General features: G+C 35.9%; 4 protein-coding genes. All 4 read right to left on the reverse strand.

The window, feature by feature from the left end; translation table 11 throughout:
- Positions 1-1,485: monovalent cation:proton antiporter-2 (CPA2) family protein (locus ACIQ2S_RS12305; RefSeq protein WP_396176415.1), on the reverse strand; the 1,485-nt coding region annotated here is incomplete at its 3' end.
- 2 nt (positions 1,486-1,487) lie between these two features.
- A complete protein-coding gene (locus ACIQ2S_RS12310; RefSeq protein WP_396176416.1) occupies positions 1,488-2,093 on the reverse strand; it encodes an NAD(P)H-dependent oxidoreductase in 606 nt (201 codons plus the stop codon).
- On the reverse strand, positions 2,094-2,492 hold the full coding sequence (locus ACIQ2S_RS12315; RefSeq protein WP_396176418.1) for a hypothetical protein: 399 nt from the start codon (positions 2,490-2,492) through the stop codon (positions 2,094-2,096).
- Between the two features lie 25 nt (positions 2,493-2,517).
- Positions 2,518-3,271 (reverse strand): lyase family protein (locus tag ACIQ2S_RS12320; protein ID WP_396176420.1); only part of this gene is annotated, 754 nt, incomplete at its 5' end.

Below are 3,271 nucleotides of genomic sequence, written 5' to 3' on the forward strand. Positions count from 1 at the left end.
AACATTTAAATTGACCGTTGGATTATCAATGGCGGCAATAAAAAGTTTGGCACTTTCGGCACCTGCGGCTTTCAGTAATTCCAAACGTGTAGCATCGCCATAATATACTTTAAAGCCCATTTTACGCAATAATTCAACACGGTCAGAATCGTGATCCAAGATAGTTGCATTGACACCATTCGCTCTCAATAATCGTCCAATGGTACTTCCGAAATGGCCAAAACCGGCAATTATTACCTCGTGTTGTTCGTCAATGGTATCTGCTTTTTTAGGTTGCTTTTCTTTTACTCCAAAATAAGGGTCAATCCATCGTTCGTTGATCAATAACAAAAAAGGAGTGGACAGCATACTTAAGGCAATGATGGCCATTATTTGATTGGCTAAAATATTCGGAAGAATATTCAATTGCATGGAGAAACTCAGAATAACAAACCCAAATTCACCTGCCTGACTGAGTCCGAATGCGAATAAAAAGTTTTGATCGGTTTGCTTTTTATAAATTTTTCCAATGCCAAAGATTACTAAAAACTTGATGGCTGTGAGTGCTGCCCCAAAAAGTAGAATAAAAACAGGGTTTTCTATGATTAATTGAAAGTTTATTGAAGCACCTACGCCAATAAAAAACAACCCTAAAAGGAGTCCTTTAAATGGTGCAATATCACCTTCCAATTCATGTCGGAATTCAGAATTTGCCAATACTACACCAGCCATAAATGCACCTAGTGCCGGACTCAATCCAACCAATTGCATTAAATAGGAAACGCCAACCACCAACAATAATGCAGAAGCGGTAAATAATTCCTGCAATCTAGTTTTAGCAACAAAATGTAATAAGGGAACGATGATGTATTTACCACCAAAATAAACGAATACTATGGCACCAATGACAATTAACGTTTGAATCCATCCGGGAAAATCAGAGATGATGGAATTGTTTATCTGTTCCGGATCAATAATGGTACTACTTGAAACCAACAAGGGAATAATTGCCAAAATGGGTATTACTGCAATATCTTGAAATAGTAGTACTGCAAAAGAGGCTCGACCCATAGAAGTTTGCGACAAATCTTTTTCTTTGAGGGTTTGTATAACAATTGCCGTAGAAGAAAGAGAGAGAGCCAAGGCGATCACTAAAGCTGTTTGCCAATTCCAATCAAAAATTAAAGAACTTAGTAGGAATAGGATTAGGGTGGTTCCAATTACTTGCATGGAACCCATGCCTAGTATGAAACGTCTCATTTTCCAAAACTTGTAGGGGTCTAGTTCCAAACCAATCAGAAACAACATCATGACCACACCAAATTCTGCAAAGTGCATAATGTCTTCTCCTTCCTGACCAATCAATCCAAATACGTAGGGACCGATAAATATTCCGGCAAATAAATAACCTAAAATGGAACTTAGACCTAATTTTTTAGCAATAGGAACACAAACTACGGTAGCAGTAAGATAGATAATAGCTTGTATGAAGAATCCATTATCCATATTTATAGTTTAGATTGTATCCAATGATTTAAATAGATATGTTCGTCAAAGTTCTCCGATTGTATCCCTTTTTCTTCCAAATAAGCAAGCAACTGATTGTACAATTTTGCTTTGCTGAGTGTTTCTTCAATCGTAATTTTATGCGTACCATGAACTACAAACGGTGGAAGATAATGCATCTTACAAACTTTTGCAGTTTGATTGAATGGTTCCAAAAGTTCAGGAATTGTGAAACGGTCTCTTCCGGTTGAACAATAATTTTCTTGGCTACCACCGGTGGTAATTACTTGAAATAGAGTTTTGTTTTTAAGATTATTTCCCTCTTTTCCATAAGCCCAACCAAATTCTAAAACAAGATCCATCCACTGTTTTAATAGGGGCGGGCAATTGTACCAATACATTGGATGGTGCCAAATGATGATATCGTGATTCAGCAATAAATCTTGCTCTTTTTTTATGTCAACATCAAATTCAGGGTATTCTTCATACAAATCATGAAAAGTGATGTTGGGTGAATGCGGAATATTATCAACTAAAATCTTATTCACCTGCGATTTCTCATACAACGGATGTGCAAATAGAATTAAGATTTTATGTGGTTTTTTCATTTATTCTACCGTAACATTTTTGATGATCGCTGCATCTACATCACTGGTAAATCTAAAGGTGTAAACTCCTGGAGTAGTAGGAGTAAAAGAGTATGTTGCTGTGCCTTCTACAATCTCTTGATCACATCCGCATTGCTCTCCTTTGCTAATTACATCCAAGTAAAAAACATTATTAACTCTCTCTTGATTAAATCTCAGAAAAGTTGTGCATCCATCAAATGGTAAAAATTTGACATTAAATACAATAGGCACATTAACTGCTGAGGTAGTTGGACCCGTAACTTCTGTTGCTAAACTTACAATTTCGTAGTAACAATCGTTTCCATCATCATCAACACAACTTGTTTGAATGGAAACTGCAAAAATTAATACAATTGATTTTAAAATAAATGATTTCATAGTTTTATATTTTTTCAATAGATAGTTATATTCCTAAATAGTTGCTTGGTGTAATGGCTAATAATTCGGTTTTAATTGCATCGGAAACAGCTAAGGAATCAATGAAATTATGAATGGCATTCTTGTCGATGGCTTCGTTTGTTCTTGTCAATCCTTTTAAAGCTTCATAAGGATTTGGATATCCCTCGCGGCGTAAAATAGTTTGGATTGCTTCGGCAACAACCGCCCAATTTCTTTCTAAATCTTCTTCAAACTTGCTTTGGTTCAATAGTAATTTATTCAAGCCTTTCAATGTTGCTTCAAAACCAATAAGCGTATGTCCGATAGGCACTCCGATGTTTCTTAGAACAGTGCTATCAGTCAAATCTCTCTGTAATCTTGAAAGAGGTAATTTGGCTGAAAGATGCTCAAAAATAGCATTGGCAATTCCTAAATTTCCTTCTGAATTTTCAAAATCAATTGGATTCACTTTATGCGGCATGGCACTGGAACCAATTTCTCCTGCCTTTATTTTTTGTTTAAAATAATCCATGGAAACATAGGTCCAAATATCTCTATCTAAATCAATCAAAATGGTATTGATTCGTTTTAAAGCATCAAAAAATGCGGCAAAATGGTCGTAATGTTCTATTTGCGTGGTGGGAAATGAATGGTGTAAACCCAATCCGTCCTCAACAAAATCGGTTCCGAATTTTTTCCAGTCAATGGCAGGGTAAGCCACATGATGAGCATTATAATTTCCGGTTGCACCACCAAATTTTGCAGCAAAAGGAATATTA

Source organism: Flavobacterium sp. (assembly GCF_044371705.1).
Taxonomy (GTDB): Bacteria; Bacteroidota; Bacteroidia; order Flavobacteriales; family Flavobacteriaceae; genus Flavobacterium.

Bases quoted from the DNA above. Each gene is read 5' to 3' on its own strand.
- ACIQ2S_RS12310 (WP_396176416.1), bottom strand. From the start codon at position 2,093: ATGAAAAAACCACATAAAATCTTAATTCTATTTGCACATCCGTTGTAT.
- ACIQ2S_RS12315 (WP_396176418.1), bottom strand. From the start codon at position 2,492: ATGAAATCATTTATTTTAAAATCAATTGTATTAATTTTTGCAGTTTCC.